Genomic DNA, 16837 nt, shown 5'->3' with positions numbered 1-16837 from the left:
CCTCCCTGTTGCCATAGCCTTTTACAGCTTATATTTCAGCATAAGACTCTGCTTAAGTGATTTTTCTTTTATTATATCACGCATTTTTCGCCAAAGTCAGTTCTTATTTTTATTATGATATTCTCTTACCAATCCAATCTTACTCACAAAAATCTGCCGGTAATACTGTTCACGTTTTCCTTAATTTCCGCCGGCGTTCCGCAGGCCACAATGCGTCCGCCTGCATCACCGCCGCCAGGTCCCATGTCAATAATATAGTCAGCGTTACGGATAACGTCCAGATCATGCTCAATGACGATAACCGTTGCCCCATTATCCAAAAGTGCCTGAAAAACCTCCAGCAGCACCTGCACATCAAGCGGATGCAGACCAATAGAAGGCTCATCAAAAACAAAGACAGAATCATGCTGCGTCCTGCCGATTTCACTGGCCAGCTTTAAGCGCTGCGCTTCACCGCCCGATAAGCCTGGAGTTTCCTCGCCCAGCGTTAAATAGCCAAGACCAAGCTGACGCAGGACCTTCAGCTTTTGGCTGATGCCCTTCATATTTTTGCAGAACTCAAGAGCAGTGTTTACGTCCATCGCCATCAGCTCCGGCAGCGAAGCACTCTCCCCTGCCTCGTTCGTCAGCCTGATATCGTAGGCTGCCTTCGCGTACCGTGAACCGCGGCAGTCCGGGCAGGGTATATCCACGTCCGGTAAAAACTGTACGTCTAAACTGACAACGCCTGTTCCGTCACAGCCGGGGCAGCGAAGCGAGCCTGTATTGTACGAAAAAGCACCGGCCTTATATTCATGTGCTTTGGCTTCCGGCAATTTGGCGTAGAGCTTACGCAAATCATCATGAATGCCTGCATAGGTAGCCACAGTAGAACGGACATTAATTCCGATAGGTGTCGCATCAATGAGCTTTACGTGCTCAATCCCCTCAGCGTTAACGGCACGTATATGCTCCGGCAGCGCCTTGCCGTCAATCGCCGCAGCCAGCGCAGGCACAAGGCTTTCCAAAACCATTGTGGTTTTACCGGAACCCGATACGCCGGTAACAACTGTCATCCTGCCCTTCGGAATATCTATCTCTAATGGCTTAACGGTATGTATCGATGCAGTAGCAAGATGAATGGTGCCGTCAGCAAACAGCTCCTGCTTCTGAGCGCAGCTTTTCCGTTTTGCCGCTGCCTTTCCGGCAAGGAACGGGCCGATTTGTGAAGCAGGATTTGCTTCTATCTCCGCTATCGTTCCCTGTGCAATTACATGGCCGCCGCCGGCGCCTGCCTGCGGTCCCATTTCCACAAGCCAGTCCGCCTCCTGCAAAATCTGCGTATCATGGTCCACAAGGATTACAGAGTTGCCGTCTGCCACCAGGTCATGCATTACGCTGGTCAGTCCCACGATATTGGAAGGATGCAGACCGATTGACGGCTCATCCAGCACATAAAGAACTCCGGTAGTACGATTGCGGACAGCACGCGCCAGCTGCATCCGCTGCCTCTCTCCCGTAGAGAGCGTAGCAGCGGAGCGGTCAAGCGTAAGATAACCTAATCCCAAATCCATAAGACGCTTTGCTGTGCCGGTAAATGCTTCGCAGATGCGTTCCGCCATCGGATGCATTGCCTCCGGCAGGCTTTCGGGAACACGCTGCACCCACGCTACCAGCTGCACCAGTGTCATTTGGCAGGCCTCAGCCAGCGAAATTCCCAACAGCTTCGGCGCACGCGCAGTTGCGGAAAGACGCGTACCGTGGCAGTCGGGGCAGATATCTTCCTTCAAAAACTTTTCTACGCGCTTCATGCCCTTTTCATCTTTTACCTTAGACAACGCATTTTCGACTGTATAAACAGCGTTGAAGTAGGTAAAATCAAGCTCGGCAAAATCGTTGGAATTGCTTTTCTTCGGATGGTAGAGAATATGCTTCTTCTCCGCAGGACCGTGATAAACGATATCCTTCTCCTGCTCCGTAAGCTCGCAAAACGGTACATCTATGCGCACGCCCATCTCCTTGCAGACATCCGTCATCAGCGACCACATCAAACTGTTCCAAGGTGCAACAGCACCCTGCTCGATGGTAAGCGATTCATCCGGCACTAGCGTACTTAAATCTACCGTGCTGACGCTGCCTGTACCGCCGCAGGTTTTGCAGGCCCCCTGCGAATTGAAGGCCAGCTCCTCGGCAGACGGCGCATAAAACTGCGCGCCGCACTCCGGGCAGGTCAGCTTCTTGCCTGCGGCAACCAAAAGCGTCGGCTCCAGGTAATGTCCGTTGGGACAACGATGGTTGGCAAGGCGCGAATACATAAGGCGCAAGCTGTTCAGCAGCTCCGTGCCTGTGCCGAAGGTACTGCGGATTCCCGGCACTCCCGGACGTTGGTGCAGCGCCAAAGCAGCAGGAACATACAACACCTCATCTACGGAAGCACGGGAGGCCTGCGTCATTCTGCGGCGCGTATATGTCGAAAGCGCCTCCAGATAGCGGCGTGAACCTTCGGCGTACAGCACGCCAAGCGCCAGGGATGATTTGCCGGATCCTGATACACCCGCAATGCCGACGATTTTCCCCAAGGGAATGTCTAGATCAATATTTTTCAGATTGTGGACCTTCGCTCCACGGATAAGCATTTTATCAATCATTTTTCTGCTCCTGTATGAATTGAATCGCTTTTAAAGAAAAAAGAATTTATTCATTTTGCATACTTAAGCAAGGCACGTAACCTTGTATGCTTCAATGCAGAATTAGTCATAAAAAAGATTCTGCATAACATTAGAACTATATCCGTCATTCCCATCGTCAAATCCTGTAAAAAGTATTCTATCATTCGATATCCTATTATATTCCCAAAATCCTTTAAATATAATTGTTTATCATTTTCCAAAATTCGTCAAGTGCAAAAGCCTAAGTATTTTATAGAACTTATATTTAAATAGCTTTTCGGAACCAAGAAAAAGATTACCAGTATCTAAATACGTAGCTGACTGTATTAACCGCTTACGAAAATTACGGATACAATACCACATAGTTAAAAGCGGCTTCCCTTATGCCCGAGAAACCGCTTATCTCATAGATACCGTAAATAAAACTAACTCATATACTTAAAAATATTTATATATTGTATTATTTTGCTAGTTCACAAATCATTTTACAGGTATTGATAATTTAAAAACATATTCATTCTTGTCATTAGTAATCCAATAGTCCTTTTCAAAAGAAACTATTGTATCACCATTTATCTCAAGTTCATTACGTTCAATAAATTGAAAACACTTTTTTATCCATGCTTCACAACAATGATGATAGTTACCCTTTCCATATATCGAAACATAGCATTGATTTTTTGTCTTATGATTAACCAGTTTTCGAAAATCATCAATACAATTATAATTATCCATAGCAAAGAACCTGCTTACAGGACTACATTGAAACTTTTTAGTGTTATCTTGACTCAAAAACCAACCTGTAGTCAAATCACAGTTATTAAGCCTAAAAAGATTTTTCATGAAATTCAACCTTATAATAAGGTTATTTTTATCACCATCCACAGAAGATAGATATTGAGAAACATACATCTTATATTCAGGAAGTTGTTCCAATAAAACTCTATCCAATATCAGATTTCTTATGTGGTCCGTTTTCCTAAGAATAGTTTGCACACTTAGCATTTTTTCCATAAGTTCTTTCTGTTCAAGGATTAATTCTTCTTCTTTTTTCCTCAAAAGATTACTTACGATATTTTCATCACGGTAATTCAAAAACTCACGTATATCCTTTATAGAAAAACCTAATCGTCTCATGCAAACAATCATTTCTAACACATGATGTTCCGCTAAAGAATAATACGCGTAATTATTATCTTGATTTCTTTTAGCAGGCCGTAGCAACTTTTCTTTTTCATAGTAACTCAATGTTTGCTTAGAAATATTAGCAAGCTTTGCAATTTCGCCAGATGTAAATGTATTTCTAATTGATTTTACCATGGTACCCCTTCTTAATAACCCTTTAACAATTTTTCTTCCTTCATATCAAAAGTAGGTCCATAAATACTATTATACAATCCCTTGATAGCATAAACACAGTTCTGCGAATTTGAATAAATATACCTATCAGGTATCGCTATTACTCTTTTAATTCCTTTCAGATGTTGAAAAGCAGGATCCTCTAAAAATTTTTTTCTAAACTGAACATCTATGGCTTCTTCATATTCTCTACCTGCAGAAACAAGAAAAATATCAGGATTTGAGGCTATAATAGATTCTTTGGTTACAGTTTCACCATAATGTATCCCCTGCATACTAATTGCATTTCTTACTCCGGCACGCTTACAAATATCATCATAGACACAGCCGATTCCTCCGTACTGTCTCATTCTGGATACTAACATAACAACCGGTTGTTCAGCTTGTTTCAATTGAATCTTATCATGAACTTCTGCTAGCTGTCTATCCATTTCACGTATTAATTTATCACCATTTTCTTCCTTACCCAAGGACTGAGACATTAGTCTTATGTTATACCTGATATCATCAATGCTATTGGGACCTCTACAGACAACTGTCTTTATACCCATTGCTCTATAAGATTCAATAACATTTTTATCTAAAGTATCAGGTACAAAGATAACATGAGGATTCATCGCCATAATTGATTCTTCACCGAGTTGCTTAAACAACCTATATTCTGTCTTTATATTCTTTGTTTCCTCAGCAATATACGAAATTGCTGGATCCTTGTCAAGGTAATTTTTAGCTACTAAATAATCGGCAGGCGCAATTCCTAAAAGAATAGTGTCATACGTAAGATTATAACACAAAACTCTCGTAGGCTTAGCATCGAAAATAGTTTTATATCCTAAATTATCAATAACGAAATAACTATCTTGTCTGTTCGTCTGATTAATACCTACGAAACATACAATGATTAAGCAACTCAAAACTAGTATAACAATGGCGAAAAATATTCTATATATTTTATTATCACTATTCATCGCTCAATTCCTCTAAATCACCCTCAATTTCTAAAAACTCTTGTAGTAGAGCACTCTCAATTTCTTTAGGCGTATTCCATAAACCTCTTTGTTTTGCTTCTAACAAAACAGTACACATTTTTCTTAAAGCCCATGGGTTTACTTTTTTTAACCATGCATTGACATCTTTTGAAAGGACATACATTTTAGTCAAATCATTATACATCCAATCCTCAATAACATTGCTGGTTGCATCCCAAGCAAAGCTATGACTTACAATATTACATAAATCAGCTGCACCCTTATAGCCATGCTTCTTCATTCCCTGAATAAATTTAGGATTTAGGACTTGAGATAAGTATAACTGTTTCATTTCCTCTGATAAACTTTGAACACTAACAGCATCCTTTTTAGACAAATTCCCACAAAATGACTTTGGAACTTTTCCTGATAAACTACGTACTGCAGCAATCATGCCACCATGAAACGCATTATAATCATCTGATTCTAACATCGTTGTCTCGTAATGGTCTTCATTTTTTAGCGTTAAATCAACTTTGCTAAGCTGTTTGGAGAAAACTTCTGGCAGAAATTGACCTTTAATTTGCTTACCATAAGCATAACTTCCCCAAGATACATATACATCTCTTAAATCATCAATACTTTGCCAGTTCCTGCTTTCTATTGCCAAATTAACACCAGCACCATAAGTTCCAGGTGCACTGCCAAAAATTCTGCATTGCAAATTATCGTAGTTTGTTGTCTCTAATTCATTTGCATCCTCCATTATATGCTTACGCGGGTAATTAACATTCCCGTCCTCATCTAATTTCATAATACCTTGAATACATTCATCCAAATATTCTACAGTAGGATACAATGAATCTCTATACATACCGCTTATTCGCGCTATAACATCTATACGTGGTCTTCTCAAAACGTCTACCGGGATAACCTTAAAACCACTTATTCTCCCATTAGTATTCCATTCTGGCGAAACACCTAAAAGCGCCATTGCCTGAGCTATATCGCAGCCTTTGGTACGCATATTGGTGCCTGACCAAAATATCATAGCAATACGTTCGGGATATCTTCCTTCTTCCTCAATATACTGTTGTATAACCTGATCCGCTAATTGCTGACCAATAATCCATGCTGACTTAGATGGAAGTAAGCGTGGATCTACACCATAAAAATTTTTACCACTTGGAAGACAATCCAGCATACCTGTTGAAGGGGCACCGGATAAGCCACTTTCAATATAGCAACCATCTAAACCTTTAAGTATATTTGTTATTTCTTCATCAGTATGGCTCAACTTATCCAGAACAATTTCTTTAAGTTCATTGTTACCCTGAGTAAAACTATTAATCAGATTTCTTAAATCCGCTTCAGAACCTAAATCACCTAATATATGCAAACCTGTTCTACATTGGTTTGAAGATATTTTCTCAAGATAAGCATGTAAATTCTCCATCTGCTCACAAAAATCAATTTCATTTTCCTTATTACAAAAACATTTCATATCTTCCTTAAGCAGTAATTCAGATATTACTTGCTCTAATTGCGAAACTGTAGAACTTTGTAATCTATAGGCTTCTAAATACTGCTCTACCAAATCATATAGTTCCCGCATTTCACCATATAATCCGGCTTCTTCACAAGGAGCCGGTAAATGATCAACTAATACTGCAGCGCCACGCCTTTTCGCCTGCAGTCCTTCGCATGTAATAGATATTAAATACGGATATATATTAGGAAGACTATCTATAGCCAAATAAGGATAACTAGCTCTGCATAAGCCAGTGCTTTTACCAGGTAACCATTCAAGACTACCATGAGTACCAAGATGTATTACTGCATCAGCTTTAAATACTTCCACCAACCATCTATAAAAAGCCAAATAGTAATGTGTAGGCGGTATATCTCCATTGTGAAAACTTTTTTGAATATCACCAAAAGCAATTCTTGGCGGCTGGACTCCTATGAATATATTTCCTTGTTTAAACCCTGCAATTTTAAATTCTTCTTCTGTATCAGTAAGAAACGAATTTCCGGGCATTTCACCCCAATTATTTTTTATATGGTTTCTAGTGTCCACGCCTAAATTTTCATACCATTGTTTATAACTACCAACAGGATATTTACCACATGGCTCAAGATCTGATTTAAAAAATTCAACCTCATTAGTAAAACTAGAAAGCAGTTTTTCGGCAAGCCATCCTGATTCCTTAGGTAGCGCATCAGTTTTGTAGCCAGCTTTTTGAAGGTTTTCTAAAATCACTTCTCCGCTGCGAAGAGAATCCAAACCCATAGCAGTTCCGATTGTAGCATTTCCTGCAGGATAATTATGAAAAATAAGAGCTATTTTTTTATCTTTATTTTGCTTGAGTTTCAACTGTGCCCAACAATAAGCTCTTTTTGCCATTAGTTTTATATTATCATAAATTGGCACCATAGTTACCAGAGTACCATCTTTTTTTTGTCCAGCTAATGGTACACCATGTACAACTCCATCGAATTCCGGCATAATAATATTTGCTTGAAGCTCGTTTTCATTTAAACCATAACTAGACGCTTCCCAGCTTTCTACATCTTGCAAAAGTATTTCACCTTGAAGTATCGGTATATTTAGTTTCTTCAATAAATCTTTATCTTCAATATCTCTGCCAACTGTCAGAGAAAACCATAAGCAATTTATTAATACTTGTGGTATAAATGCACCTTTTAAACAGGCTAATTCTAAAAAATTATTTTCAAAACCTGGTATATTTCTCTCTCTATCACGATTCCAATGAGAAAAAATAGGCAACACATTACAGTCCAATTGTCGTAATTCATTAATCAAGCTATCTATGTATGAAGTATGTCCCCAAGCCCAATGTTCCCTAGGAAAGTTAATCGCTACAGTGGGCAAAGAAGGATTATAATACTTCTCATAAAAAGCTTCTTTCGTCAAAACATTATCCGCTTCCGGTATGTAAATTCCAGACCAAGCCAATTCTTTAGGATTTTTGTAAATCACATTGATATTTAGAAGATTATTGAGCAAATACAAGTATAAATTTTTTATATTGTACATGCCACCATTATTCATATACGAAGCTACTTGGTTAGCTATCTCATTGTTTAGTAAATTTATTATCTTATTGTTACCATAAGTAAAATTTGCTACTAACGAAATACCTTTCTCTTGAGCAATTCTAAGCATATGGAGAACTCTCTTGTCATCGTTTTGTCCCATCCAATTGATAAGTATACCTTTGCAATCTTTGTTTATATCATTGCTATCTATATATGTTTTTTCTGTCCCGCTAAATAACTTAAATTTTATATTACTTTCATTTAGTTCATTGCTTGCAGCAACATTTTTCCAGGCAGCAATATAATACGGATTAACACTTTCTTTATTGGATACAAACAAAATATAATTCATAAGTCCTCCATACGCATAATAATTAAATTAGAACCTGTAATTAAGTTCTACAGAATATGTACGTCCAGGTTGATAATAATAATTAAAGAAATCTATATCTAAAATATTATTTACCGATGCAGTTAAAGTATAGTTCTTGTTAAATGAATAACTAATATCCATATTCATAATAAAGTATGGATCGTATGAACCATAAACTCCATTAACTGTATCACTGTTATCTGTTTTGCTGAATCGTTTGCTTATGTATTCTCCTGTTAGCATGCCGCTCCATTTATCATCACTATAGGTAACACCTGCACGAAATACTTCTTTAGGAATAGCCGTAACATATTTATCCTTCTCAGTCGCCTTTAAAGCTTTTTTTATTACAGGATTTTGATAGGTATAATTTAAAAAGGCACTCCATTTATCATCAAAATTATGATTTAATTCCAGTTCAAAGCCTTTCGCTTCTGCTTCACCAGCGTTTTGGTAGCATGTAGCATTCATACCATCTACCACGCCTAAAGAGTTTTTATACAGCAAGCCTTTATACTTTGTATCATAAACAGATACACCTATTGCAGACTTATTGTTTAAATCTTTCTTATAGCCCAATTCAAAAGTCTCAGCCTTTTGTGGTTTAAGATTAGGATTTGCAATATTATAGACATTGGAGCTATAACTGGACGAATACATTCTATATAATGACGGAGCTTCAAAAGCTTTACCCCATGACAAATATACACTGCTGTCAGCTTCCGGTTTATACATAACGCTTAAGCTCGGACTCCAATTATCATAAGTAGACTCGTCATAATTAATGGCTTCAGTTTTATTAGGTAACAGAATTCTTCCGTCTGTAGACCATTTATCATAGCGTAAGCCTGCTGTAGCTGTCCATCTGTCAGAAAATTTATGCTCATCCATAACATAAGCAGAGAAAGATTTATTTTTTCCGCTAGCCATAGAATCCACTGCTATCTTACTGTCACTGTTAAACTTATCTGCCAGCTTATAGACAGTAGCATCCATCTTATCTTTTCTGTAGTTTAAGCCAAATACTGCATTGTTATTAGCAGAAATTACTTGATTTTTTTGTAAATCAAAAGAAAATCTGGTATTTGGTTTAGATGAATCAGTTGCTTTAGAAATACTTGTATCATGCTGCTTGTATTGATCACTATAACCTACTACAGCTTTCCAGCCATTTTCGCTATCATTATAGGTCATGTTATATTTATTAGACGCTTTTTCACCTGGAGTAGAAAAATATGTTCCTGCCTTCTTTATAATATCATCACCAAAATAACTTGTGGGCGCAGAATAAGAATACTCATATTCATTTTTAGTAAAATCTAAAGCTAAAGATTTAGATTCATCGAAATGGTATTTGAACCCAACTCCAACAGTGTTTTCATCCCATTGCCTTTTACCCTTATTACCGATTATCCATCTCTTCGCTCCGGTGTTAGTAGTAGTAGTTTCAGCTCCAAAAACAGCTTTAGAGCTCAAAACCGGATCGGTAATATAACCGTCTGTTTTTTTCTTTTCATAGTTAACATTAAAATCTAATTTATCACTGGCTTTTCCGGCAACATATAAGCTATGATTTTGAGTATTATTAGATCCATATGACAATTTTAAATTGACGGATGTTTTATCCACATCTTTAGTGATAATATTAATTACACCGGCAAGTGCGTTACCACCATAAAGAACAGATGCAGGTCCACGAAGTACTTCTACCCTTTTTACCATATCTACAGGAATAGCAGACCATGTTACGGAACCATTATAGGAATCGTTAACTTGAACACCATCAACTAATACAGCTACTGAATTCGCTGCGTTTACGCCTCTCATAACTGTCTGAGAAGGAGTAGAACCAATTCCGCTTAAACGACCTACATACACTCCAGGAATCTTGACAAATGCCTCATCTAAATTATTGATATGCATCTTATTTAAATCTTTATCAGTGATAACACTGACACTGGCAGCAGTATCTAATAATTTCTTTTCACTGCGTGTAGCCGACACTACCATTTCATCTAAAACAACATTTTCATCGAGTACATCATTATTCTGTGCAAAAGCATTCATAGAACTGCCTAAAACAAATAACATCATTAATGTACTACTAACTCGCTTAGTACTCATACTACAGCCCCTTTCTGATATCAAATACTACTTTTCTATTCGTAGCAATACTAACGATATATTATATCGTTGACAGTATTATAAACCAAATAGCAGCATGGCAGTCAACTGTTTTTTATCTACTGCAATTACAGTCTTAATAGGCTTTATAATAAATTCAGTTTCAATAACTATTGTTCTTATTAATCAAAATAAATTTTATTTTGATATGTACTATAAAAGGCGCATACTAAAACCAACTACTTACTATGTACTTTGGCGTAATTACTATAAATCAGATACTCATTCACTCTGCTATAGAAATATAAATACGGAAGCGTATAGTACATAAGCCATTGTCTATGTAATGCATTTGCTTAAACGTTACTTTAGAAAATTTGCGCAATCAAAAAGACCTGATAAAATTAGCTATCAACTAATATTATTAGGTCCTTTTTTATATTACTCTATATTAAAGCCAAAAAAATCTGCCACACAATTTTCCGGGTGATACATAGCTTCAATAACACGCAAGCCTTCGTGATGCCAAAAATCTGATTTTCCAGGCTCGCTTCAATTTCAGCTTTTGATATTCATAGCAGCTTGCTCGAAGCAATCATCTTCGTCACAAAGCCATCCTCGCTAAGCTCCAGCGCCCGCAGCTGACCGCCCATTTCCACCGCTCCGTCCAGATTAAAGCAATGCTCGTTAACCTCCGCCGGCACACCCTCATAATTGCGGTGTCCGTGAACCTGATACTCGTTTGCAGCTGCGTGCTTAGCAAAAGACATATCAACGTCCAACGCATCCTCATACACGCCGGTACCGTAAATCAGCTCCGCTGTTGCCACCAAGGATAAATTCTCCGGCATCCGCGCCAAACCGCCATGACTTACCAAAACCTTTTTCCCCTGATATGTATAGCAGAAGCACTGCGATAATTTCCTGTAAAAATTATATACAGCCTTCCTGCTCAGGCCTGCTTGCGCCAGCTCCGGTGCCGTCTGCATGCGGAACTCCTTCGAAGCAATGCCATCCGGCAAGCCGTAATCCCGCAAGTTAGCCTCATGGTTGCCCTCCAGCAGTGTAACGTTATCTAACGCTGCAAGCTGCAGCAGTAATTGCAGAACCTCGGCATTCTCGCTGCCCCTGTCGATATAATCGCCAAGGAAAATATAGTAGTTCTGCGGATTGATTGCCTCAAGATATTCCTTCAGCGGCTTATAACAGCCATGAATATCACCGATATGAATTACCTTTTTATAGGCAGATAAATCGCGTGGCTTGTACCAGATTTGCGCCAGTTCTTGCGGTTTGATTACGGTAATACCGGACGGAACCTTATTATCCGCCAGCTGAGCATACATTCTTTCAATAACATTTTCCGGAACCTGTTTGTATTCCTCACGCAACAGGTTCCTTTTCTTTGCTTCCTCTATGGTAATATCAGTAAAATCAACCACATAAATGCGATATTTATACTCATTGGCGAGCTTTTTATACGCAGTCATATCTCTGCCACGGATATTGGTGGCATCCACGACCGTAAAGCAGCCTCGCTTCATGCGCTCCTCCAGTGTCTGCAGCAAAAACGGCCACATCTGCTTGTCAAAATGCGGGCTGATGCACCATCTGCCTGCTTTGTTCAGCATCGGCGAAGCATATAACAGGCGTAACCCATCTGCGCTCAATGTATAAGGCTCCAGCCCCTGCTCTTTTATAAACGTACTCTTGCCGGAGCCCGGCACACCACGCATCAATAATAAAATTCTCATATCAATCACCTTACTTAATCCCGTAAAAACTTCTTGGGCACGCTTTCCGTAAGCCACACACCGTTGGCTGAAAGGTAAAACTTGTAGCCCGCTCTTGCCATCTCGCCTGCCAACACTGTGTAGATAAACGGCTCTCCATGTCTTTTGCCTACATTATGCGCTGTTTCCGTATTTGAGGATAAATGCACATACAGCCTTTGCTTCGCCCTAAGACCTTGCCTGTTGATACTCGCAACATATTTAACGCCAGTCCCGTGATATAAAAGCTCCGGCGGCACAGCCTCCCGAAGCTCCACATCAACCTTCATGGAATGCCACTGATTCGCTCTGATTCTCTTCTTATCCTCGCTGAATGCGAAACGCTGCTTATCATCTTCAGCAACAATATGCTCCAGCATAAGCATATTAAATGCTTCTATCCGGTTAAAGGCAACCAGCAGCGCCTCCACCTGCGCCCAACCATGCACATCCAGCTCAATGTCGACTGCTTCCGGTTTATGACGCAGCACCAGCGCCAAAAATCTGCTCCATTCATTCAAACTCTTACTCATAAACTCTCCGCCTCACGCAAAAGAAAAACTCCCGAAACTATAGCCATAGTCTCCGGAGTTCTGCTTCTTCTTACGATTATATACTTTTGCCGAAGCCTTGACCTTAGTAATCGGCTTCACATTTCCCCAGTTGCCTCGTTTGGAGGCGTTGACTATCTTTTGCTGTTTTTTCGACATTTTCTCATAGCTTACAAATCTTTCCATATGCTTATTCCTCCATTATCTGTTCTGTTTTATAAAAATTGCTTGTTGTTATGTTAATCTTGACACAGCAGCAAGGTATAATCATGGAAAAAAACATGCGCACTTAAAATTCTGCGCTGCATTGCATTTGCTCCCTCAGCTTTTTCCTGATAAGCTCCTTAAACGCTTCCGGCTCACGCACCTTAACCGTCGGCCCAAAGCTCAGCACACGGAAAAGCATTTCAGTTTCATCGCCCTTGTCATATTGCACTGTCAGAGTAAATTTTTCCCCCGGCTGCAAAATGTCCAGCAGGAAAAAATGCAGCATGATATCATTCGCCGTAAAGCTTTTGGCTTTTAATGCTTTATAAAAAGGATTATGCCGGATTTTTCTGCTGTCTACAGAAATAAAGCAGTTCTTACCGCCGACATTCTGGCGGAAATACATATACTCACCCAGCCAGCTTTCGATGCGTCTGCGTTCGTTGTCATAGCTGCGTGCGCTTTTATCCGCAAAATCGGCTCTGCTCTTAAAGCCAAAGACATAAAAATCACGCATCAGCTGCCGTATATTATCAAAGTTTTTTATTAACTCATTAAAAGCCATGAGCAGCACCCTCCTTCCGCAGCAATTCCGCTAAACAGTATTCCCAAAAATACGCTGACAATTCAGTGTTACTTTTTCACTTAAGCACTGATTTATCCTTAGTATATCACACGTCAACGACAGATTTTGTCTATGTCAAATAAGTGAATACACTCTAAAAAAAAGTAAATAAGTTTTTTCTGCGTTACAAGCAACAAGAAAAGCGCAGCTATCAACATACTTTATGCATGTATAACAGCTACGCTTTTTTTGCCATTGATAAAAACTTACTCACTTGCGAGCTTAAAGTTTATGTGCGGATTTTGCCGAAAGCCTCAGCCCTCATCCTTGATATTTTCTATTTCGTCCTGCACATCATTACGCCGCTCTTCCAAATCGTCGTAGCTTTCACCGTTAGCCTGTCTTTCCGCTATTTCATCCTCGATAAAAGTTTTTTCTATCATATTTTTTAATCCGCTAACATTAGTTTTATTTACAAGCTTTAAATCACATGATATAATTTAATTGTTGGAAGAGTGTCGATTGGCATCAACCGTTGATGCTCGTACTCCGGAGTGATGCAGCGGATGTCCGAACTGTCATCCTTATAACTAAATACGATAAACAAGATTTGAACCCTTAGGCATAAGTGCGGCATTGTAAGTCGCATCACTTGGGCCTGTTGGTTCAATCTTTTTTATATAAAAACAAATCTGGCTGCAGATAATATAAATCCCTGACTTTACATAAGGTAAGGCCAGGGACTTTTTGTTAGAATGATTGCCTGTCGACGAGGAAAGATATACTGTTATATTCATGTTAAGCTCTCCTCACTATAATTAGCATTCCAATAAGAATTACAGCTATCTATAAATGCTCTTATTTCTTTTTTATTTTCACTTTCTTTCCTGTAATACACATTAACATTATATACTGTTGCCGGATCATTTACTTTATAGAATACCAGCTTATCTGATGGCTCCATATATTGTATCATAGCCTCTCGCATAAAAATAATCCCCTGACCGGAATTCGCAACGAAATACATTAACAGAAAATCCTCCATATATGAAACAACTTTAGGATTAATGCCGCTATTGCGGAATATTTTGCGAGCCCTACGATACATTTCTTTAGTTTTTACATGTAAAATAAAAGGATAATCAGCAAAATAACTGATGGAAACGCTGCTATACTTATCACTGTTTGCAGCTCCGGCAACTACATCCTGATAACTTAAAGCGTATTTTTTTATGTAACTATTAATCGCATAGCTTTTAGGTACGGCAATAATTACCTTTTCCTTTAATAAAGGTACACTAGAACAGCCTTTAACGCGCCTCTGATGAGTCGTAATGGCAAAATCGTAAATGCCTTTCTGTATTCCTGGAAGCGCTTCCTCAGTACGCTTCTCAATGAGCTCTATCTCTATGTCACGTGAAAGCTGTGATTTAAATTTCTCAACAAAATTCGCAAGAAAATGCGTAAACAAAAAAGCATAGCTTGCTATTGTTATTTTTCTAACACCATTCTGCTCTTTACAATTTAAGTCGTAAAGCATTTTTTCTTCAATATCTTTTATCTTCTTAGCTGCATTAACATATATAGTTCCTGCATTTGTAAGCTGCAGAGGCTTGTATTGCCTATCAAAAAGTTCAACACCCAGTCGTTTTTCTTCTTTTTTTACTATTGCACTTAAGGCAGGCTGGCTGATAAATAAATTTTCTGCTGCCTTGGATACGCTTTTGAATTTTGCAATAGCCAAAATATATTCCATAACTCTTTCCATAATTGCCTCGCCAATACCATGAATAATAAATACACAAATAATTACAACTTAATTTCTACTTCTGCTATACCATCGAAAAACACTGTTAACAAGCTATTTCCGGCAAAAATAATATAGCTTTTTTTGTATATTAAAACATAGTTTTTAGTATTGGTCAAGTCACTGATTATAAGATATATTATATATAGTGATTGATATGCAGTGCAAAGCACCATTTCTCAATATTTCAGTAGAAAGCTTTGCACAACTCTGGAGAGTCCCTTATGGGCGCCGAAGGTGGAAAAGAAGTAATTCTTGAGTCTCTCAGGCCAAAGGACAGAGCATTATAGCTATTACCAGACTATAACCTCTAGAGTAAAAACTAGAGGTTTTTATATTTTTTAAGGAGAGTGAATACATGATTGATTTAAGAAGTGATACCCTTACAATGCCTGACCGAGCAATGCTAGAAGCAATTTTAACAGCTCCGCTCGGAGATGATGGACGTACTGACAAAAATAATCGTGGTGAAGATAAGACTATCAATGAATTAGAGGATCTGGTAGCGGCAACTACTGGTAAAGAAGCAGCCTTGCTTTGTCCTACCGGAACTTTCGCTAATACTGTAGGTGCTCTCTTATGGGCCAAAGCTGGCGAAAAAGTACTGGTACACGAACAGCAGCATATGTTGTTAACCGAAAAGTTCCTTTTCTCCGATCAGTTTTGTCGTATGGAGCCCATAAAATATCCATTTAATGCTAATAACACTCCTGATATTGATGCCATTGATAACCTTTTGAAGGAAAGCGGAGCAAAACTAATCTGCATAGAAAACACTCATAATTTTTCAGGCGGTTATGTAATTCCCGTAGAGGAGATGGCAAAGCTCCGTGCTGTGGCAGATAAATATGGAGCCAAAATTCATATGGATGGAGCAAGACTTTTCCATGCTACTGCATCCCTAGGCGTAAACGCAAAAGAAATCTGCCAATACGTAGACTCTGTAATGGTTTGCATTTCTAAAGGTATCGGCGCTCCTGTTGGTGCTCTTATGTGCTCTACTAAAGCCAAAGTTGATGAAGGTAGAGAAATTCGTAAGATTTTGGGTGGCGGATGGCGCCAAGGCGGTGTTTTTGCTGCACCCGGTATTTATGCCTTCAAGCATAACATCAGCCGCATGATTGAGGATATTGAGAATGCACGTTTAACAGCCTCTTTATTACAAGGCAAATTACAGCATATTTCCTTGCAAAAAGAAGTGCAATCCAACATTCTGGTTTTGGATTTGGCAGGAGCTTCAGTATCGCCCTCAAGATTCTGCGAAATGGCAAAAGAAAAGGGCCTTTTAATCAAAACAGTGCTCAAAACCTGCGTGCGTTTAGTATATTACAAAGGTATTACGGCAGAAGATGCCAAAGCTGCTGCAAATATTATTTTGGAGCTTGATAAAAGCTTATAAG

Annotated in this window: 13 protein-coding genes and 1 riboswitch; of the genes, 1 reads left to right on the top strand and 12 read right to left on the bottom strand. The window is 39.1% G+C overall.

The window, feature by feature from the left end:
• Nucleotides 1-143: 143 nt before the first annotated feature.
• The 12 genes from KAH19_RS08400 to KAH19_RS08350 all read right to left on the bottom strand — a co-directional run bounded on the left by KAH19_RS08400 (nucleotide 144) and on the right by KAH19_RS08350 (nucleotide 15398).
• Nucleotides 144-2627 (bottom strand): excinuclease ABC subunit UvrA, encoded by a 2484-nt coding sequence (locus KAH19_RS08400; protein WP_210684208.1) that lies wholly within the window; start codon nucleotides 2625-2627, stop codon nucleotides 144-146.
• Nucleotides 2628-3128: 501 nt separating this feature from the next.
• The gene (locus KAH19_RS08395; RefSeq protein WP_210684207.1) at nucleotides 3129-3968 is read right to left on the bottom strand and encodes a MerR family transcriptional regulator; all 840 of its coding nucleotides are present in this window, start codon (nucleotides 3966-3968) and stop codon (nucleotides 3129-3131) included.
• An 11-nt stretch (nucleotides 3969-3979) separates the two neighbouring features.
• The gene (locus KAH19_RS08390) at nucleotides 3980-4975 is read right to left on the bottom strand and encodes an ABC transporter substrate-binding protein (protein WP_210684206.1); all 996 of its coding nucleotides are present in this window, start codon (nucleotides 4973-4975) and stop codon (nucleotides 3980-3982) included.
• Nucleotides 4968-8390, bottom strand: a complete 3423-nt coding sequence (locus KAH19_RS08385) for a cobaltochelatase subunit CobN (RefSeq protein ID WP_210684205.1) — start codon at nucleotides 8388-8390, stop codon at nucleotides 4968-4970. The genes KAH19_RS08390 and KAH19_RS08385 overlap by 8 nt, the downstream gene beginning before the upstream one ends.
• A 27-nt stretch (nucleotides 8391-8417) precedes the next feature.
• A complete protein-coding gene (locus KAH19_RS08380) occupies nucleotides 8418-10535 on the bottom strand; it encodes a TonB-dependent receptor (protein WP_210684204.1) in 2118 nt (705 codons plus the stop codon).
• 572 nt (nucleotides 10536-11107) lie between these two features.
• The gene (locus KAH19_RS08375; RefSeq protein ID WP_210684203.1) at nucleotides 11108-12289 is read right to left on the bottom strand and encodes a metallophosphoesterase; all 1182 of its coding nucleotides are present in this window, start codon (nucleotides 12287-12289) and stop codon (nucleotides 11108-11110) included.
• Nucleotides 12290-12303: 14 nt separating this feature from the next.
• A complete protein-coding gene (locus KAH19_RS08370; protein WP_210684202.1) occupies nucleotides 12304-12840 on the bottom strand; it encodes an RNA 2'-phosphotransferase in 537 nt (178 codons plus the stop codon).
• A gap of 12 nt (nucleotides 12841-12852) precedes the next feature.
• Entirely contained in the window at nucleotides 12853-13044 is a 192-nt protein-coding gene (locus KAH19_RS08365) for a hypothetical protein (protein ID WP_210684201.1), read from the bottom strand.
• A gap of 103 nt (nucleotides 13045-13147) precedes the next feature.
• Nucleotides 13148-13630, bottom strand: a complete 483-nt coding sequence (locus KAH19_RS08360; protein WP_210684200.1) for a WYL domain-containing protein — start codon at nucleotides 13628-13630, stop codon at nucleotides 13148-13150.
• Between the two features lie 314 nt (nucleotides 13631-13944).
• A complete protein-coding gene (locus KAH19_RS10990) occupies nucleotides 13945-14073 on the bottom strand; it encodes a hypothetical protein (RefSeq protein WP_256437800.1) in 129 nt (42 codons plus the stop codon).
• Nucleotides 14074-14220: 147 nt separating this feature from the next.
• The gene (locus KAH19_RS08355; protein ID WP_210684199.1) at nucleotides 14221-14427 is read right to left on the bottom strand and encodes a hypothetical protein; all 207 of its coding nucleotides are present in this window, start codon (nucleotides 14425-14427) and stop codon (nucleotides 14221-14223) included.
• On the bottom strand, nucleotides 14424-15398 hold the full coding sequence (locus tag KAH19_RS08350; RefSeq protein WP_210684198.1) for a LysR family transcriptional regulator: 975 nt from the start codon (nucleotides 15396-15398) through the stop codon (nucleotides 14424-14426). The genes KAH19_RS08355 and KAH19_RS08350 overlap by 4 nt, the downstream gene beginning before the upstream one ends.
• A gap of 239 nt (nucleotides 15399-15637) precedes the next feature.
• A riboswitch (glycine riboswitch) is annotated at nucleotides 15638-15727 on the top strand.
• 68 nt (nucleotides 15728-15795) lie between these two features.
• Between KAH19_RS08350 and KAH19_RS08345 the strand changes: the two genes are divergently transcribed.
• On the top strand, nucleotides 15796-16836 hold the full coding sequence (locus tag KAH19_RS08345) for a low specificity L-threonine aldolase (protein ID WP_210684197.1): 1041 nt from the start codon (nucleotides 15796-15798) through the stop codon (nucleotides 16834-16836).
• Nucleotide 16837 lies beyond the last annotated feature (1 nt).

It is taken from the genome of Phascolarctobacterium sp. Marseille-Q4147, assembly GCF_017968825.1.
GTDB lineage: Bacteria > Bacillota > Negativicutes > Acidaminococcales > Acidaminococcaceae > Phascolarctobacterium_A.
Note: the sequence above shows the minus strand (reverse complement) of the source record. Positions and strands in the feature narration are given on the sequence as shown.